Origin of the sequence: uncultured Methanobrevibacter sp., from assembly GCF_947169325.1 — an archaeon.
In the GTDB taxonomy this organism is placed as follows: domain Archaea; phylum Methanobacteriota; class Methanobacteria; order Methanobacteriales; family Methanobacteriaceae; genus Methanocatella.
Map to the genome: position 1 here is coordinate 1 of NZ_CAMVPN010000134.1, position 3,777 is coordinate 3,777.

Below are 3,777 nucleotides of genomic sequence, written 5' to 3' on the forward strand. Positions count from 1 at the left end.
AGAATATGAACAGGAATCCGAATATTATCGCTATAACTCCGATGATTATTGTCGCTATTGCAAACATATCAAAACCATGTCTCATGTTGATTCCCAAAAATACTGTCGCAATACCGAAGAACAGCAAGCTTAAGCCAACGATTATTGAAATCAATCCTGCGGAAAACATAGGAAATACTATGAATAGCAGTCCCAATATAATGGATAGGATTCCAGCACCTTTGTTGAAGTCCATTGTGTCACCTCCTTTAAATAAGCTAATTTTATATATCAATTAAATGTTATTTAATATTATGTCTGATTTTGAAGAAATTATAAACAATAGACGAAGTATTCGTGAATATACTAAACAGGATGTAAGTGATGAAGATATTCTAAAAATCCTCAAGGCGGGAATGCAGGCACCTGGATCAAGACTTGGTGCAGAGCCTTGGGAATTTGTAGTAATCAGAAACCGTGAAACTTTGGATAAAATCGCTGAAATCAAACCTAGGGTCAAAACTGCACCGGTTGCCATTTTGCTCGTTGCCAATATCGAAAGGGCATTCTATAAGCTTCACTGGCAGCAGGACATGTCAGCGGCAGCTGAAAACATGCTGCTTGAAGCGGTCAATCTTGGATTGGGAGGTCTTTGGAACGGTGTAGCACCGACAGAAGAGACAATGGAAAAGATTGCTGGGATATTCGGTCTTGACAATGAAAACCAGATTCCATTCTGCATAATCACAATAGGATATCCTGCCGAAGGCTGGGAAAACAAGTTCATGGACAAATTCGACGACTCGAGGATTCATTATGAAAAATATTAAATACGATTTTGAAAGCGTAATCGATAGAAAAAACACCAATTCCCTAAAATGGGATTTGTTTGACGATGACTATCCGATGTGGGTAGCGGACATGGACTTCAAGGTTGCTCCAGCTATCGAAAAGGCAGTTCAAAAAAGAGCATCTCATCCAGTATATGGATACACTATTGTTCCTGATGCGCTGTTCGAATCATACATCAGGTGGTGGGATAGAAGATATGGCTTTAAAATGTCAAAAGAGCACATGTTATACTCAACTGGTGTCATGCCTTCAATATCTTCAATGATTAGGTGCCTGACTGATGTGGGGGACAATATTGTAATCCAATCTCCAGTATATCATGTATTTTTCTATGTGATTGAAGACAATAACCGCAATGTATTGGAAAACCAATTAAATTATGAAAATGGAATCTATTCTATCGATTTTGATGATTTGGATGAAAAATTATCTAAATCCAAATTGATGATATTGTGCAATCCTCATAATCCCGTTGGCAAAATCTGGTCAAAGGAGGACATTGCAAAAATCGGCGAGCTATGCAGGAAGAATGATGTTGTTTTAATCAGCGATGAGATTCACTGTGATTTGACAGATCCTGATGCAAAATACAATCCATTTGAAACATCCAGCGATTATGATAAAGCAATAACTTGCTTGTCTCCTTCAAAATCATTTAATATTGCAGGATTTCAAAGTTCAATAGTCCACACTAAAAACATTCATCTTCTGGAAAAAATCAAAACCCAGATGCACATTGACAACTCGGATTCATGCAATGTATTTGCAACAGCAGCAGTAATTGCGGCATACAATGAATCTGAAGATTGGTTGGAGGAACTAAAAGAAGTTTTGCATGAAAATAAGTTGATTGTTAATGATTATTTGGCAAGTGAACTTCCAATTGTGAAGTTGGTTCGATGCGATGCAACTTATTTGCTGTGGTTGGATTGTTCAGCATTGAAAGTGCCTTCAAAAGTATTATCTGGTTTTTTAAGAACAAATCAGGGACTATTCCTGTCTGCCGGAAGTGATTTTGGCCAATGCGGTGATGGATTTTTGAGAATGAACATTGCATGCCCTCCAGAATTGTTAAGGGAAGGATTGGGAAGACTTAAGGCAGGCATAACTGCCTTAAACATTATCAATAAAGGATTGTATTAGCCAGTCTGAAATGCTGATGTCTGAGTCATATCTGATTATTTCGTCTTTAGCAAACCATTTGGCTCTGACAATCTCATCACCATCAACTTTAATTTCCCCTGACTCATACTCGGCAGTAAATGCAAGCATCAGGGAATTTGGAAATGGCCATGATTGGCTTTTCTGGTATTCTAAGTTTTTAATATTTATTCCTATCTCTTCAGCCACTTCTCTGTGCACTGCTTCTTCAATGGATTCGCCAGGTTCTACAAAACCTGCAACAAGGGCATATCTGATGTTTTCATGATAGCTATGCTGGGCCATCAGCAATTTGTCCTCATTTCTAACTGCCACAATAATTGCAGGAGCGATGCGAGGATAGTGCACTTGACCACATGAAGGGCATTTTAACATCATGTCCTTTTCATCTAAGAGGGTCTTCACTCCGCACCGACCACAAAATTGGTGGGAGATATACCAGTCCCTCACCAAAACCGCTTTAGTTGCCATTAAATATAGGTCTTTGTTAATGTCGTACACTTCTTTTAAATTGAAAAATGTTTCATTGGCGATGACATTAACGACAAAGACGTCCTTGTTTTTATATCTGCCGATATATAATTTAAAATCAACATTAACGCTGTTAATGTCAGTAGGTAATGTTTTGTCCTCATTTAAATATAATTCTCTTTCGTTGTTGAAAATAAAGTAATAAGCATCATCGCTTGAGTATGAATCACTGAAATCAATCTCGTAATCTTCATAAATGGACTTTTCTATCATGTTTAATGGTTTATATTAAATGTTTATTAAATTATTGCTGTCACTTTGAAAAATTGTTCTGACTTCGTAAAATTGTTCTGGGAGAAACATTTTTTAAATGATTTGCTATTTAATCCAAAAAATAATCTTTAATAAATTATTTGGAGTAATTAATCATAAGAGGTGATATTATGGGGCAATGGGTAGAGCTCGTTTTAAGAAAGGAACAATTTGACCTGATTATTGACTGTCTGGAATCTAAATCTTGTGATAGTGATGATTTCTTTGAAATTGAAAGATATGTCTATCTAATCAATGATTTGCAGGACCAGGAACAGACTTATCAGCAAAAACTTTTAAAGGAGAGCGATATCAAATTTTAGGTGGTTTCTATGGATGTTTTAAAACGTGATGATTTAATTGAAAAAATTATTGATTTTGACTCAAGGGATACAGTTCTGCTGCTGACCGGAGTTAGGATGTCTGGTAAGACCACATTGATTAAAAGTGTCATTGACGAACTTAAAAGCAGGGGTGTCAGTGAGGGGAATATTTTTTATCTGTCCTTCCGGTCAATGGATTATTATTCGGCAAGCTCTTATGAGATTTATCAGAATATCAAAGATAAGATAGATGGAATTGAAGGTAAAATCCATCTGTTTTTTGACCATGTCGAGGAATTTGAGAATTGGCAATTTGTTGTAAACAGTTTTAGGTCTTGGAATAACTGCGATGTCACAGCGGCAATAAACTATTCCCAATTCTACACTTTAGGCCATAATTCTCTTGGTGGAAGATCACTTTTCTTAGAGGTTTATCCATTTTCATTTAAGGAATTTCTCCAATTTAAAAAGGAATTCACTGATGAAGACAAATCCGATAAAGAATTTTTCATTGAATATTTGAAATATGGGGGAATGCCTGAAGTGGTTCAGCAAAAGGATTGTGAAAAATTTTCATTGTTAAAAACCATTTATCGAATAATTCGCTATGAGGATTTTATAAAGGAAATAGATGCCGATTCTTTCTTAATCAATGATTTTTTAAGGTATATGATTCTCA

Annotated in this window: 6 protein-coding genes; 4 read left to right on the forward strand and 2 right to left on the reverse strand. The window is 36.0% G+C overall.

Annotation, left to right across the window (positions count from 1 at the left end; all coding sequences use genetic code 11):
- Positions 1 to 235 (reverse strand): DUF308 domain-containing protein (locus tag Q0W26_RS11685; RefSeq protein WP_298525656.1); only part of this gene is annotated, 235 nt, incomplete at its 3' end.
- Positions 236 to 293: 58 nt separating this feature from the next.
- Here Q0W26_RS11685 and Q0W26_RS11690 point away from each other — a divergent pair.
- Together Q0W26_RS11690 and Q0W26_RS11695 are read left to right on the forward strand one after the other, a co-directional pair.
- Positions 294 to 809 (forward strand): nitroreductase family protein, encoded by a 516-nt coding sequence (locus Q0W26_RS11690; protein ID WP_298525659.1) that lies wholly within the window; start codon positions 294 to 296, stop codon positions 807 to 809.
- Positions 796 to 1,974 (forward strand): MalY/PatB family protein, encoded by a 1,179-nt coding sequence (locus tag Q0W26_RS11695; RefSeq protein WP_298525662.1) that lies wholly within the window; start codon positions 796 to 798, stop codon positions 1,972 to 1,974. Before Q0W26_RS11690 ends, Q0W26_RS11695 begins: the two co-directional genes overlap by 14 nt.
- Here the strand turns inward: Q0W26_RS11695 and nudC are convergent.
- Positions 1,945 to 2,736, reverse strand: a complete 792-nt coding sequence (gene nudC, locus Q0W26_RS11700) for an NAD(+) diphosphatase (RefSeq protein ID WP_298525664.1) — start codon at positions 2,734 to 2,736, stop codon at positions 1,945 to 1,947. The genes Q0W26_RS11695 and nudC overlap by 30 nt on opposite strands.
- 170 nt (positions 2,737 to 2,906) lie before the next feature.
- Between nudC and Q0W26_RS11705 the strand changes: the two genes are divergently transcribed.
- A complete protein-coding gene (locus Q0W26_RS11705; RefSeq protein WP_298525665.1) occupies positions 2,907 to 3,098 on the forward strand; it encodes a hypothetical protein in 192 nt (63 codons plus the stop codon).
- A 9-nt stretch (positions 3,099 to 3,107) separates the two neighbouring features.
- Positions 3,108 to 3,777 (forward strand): AAA family ATPase (locus tag Q0W26_RS11710; RefSeq protein WP_298525667.1); only part of this gene is annotated, 670 nt, incomplete at its 3' end.

Coding starts and splice junctions, on each gene's coding strand:
- Q0W26_RS11690 (WP_298525659.1), top strand. CDS start 294: ATGTCTGATTTTGAAGAAATTATAAACAATAGACGAAGTATTCGTGAA.
- Q0W26_RS11705 (WP_298525665.1), top strand. CDS start 2,907: ATGGGGCAATGGGTAGAGCTCGTTTTAAGAAAGGAACAATTTGACCTG.
- nudC (WP_298525664.1), bottom strand. CDS start 2,736: ATGATAGAAAAGTCCATTTATGAAGATTACGAGATTGATTTCAGTGAT.
- Q0W26_RS11695 (WP_298525662.1), top strand. CDS start 796: ATGAAAAATATTAAATACGATTTTGAAAGCGTAATCGATAGAAAAAAC.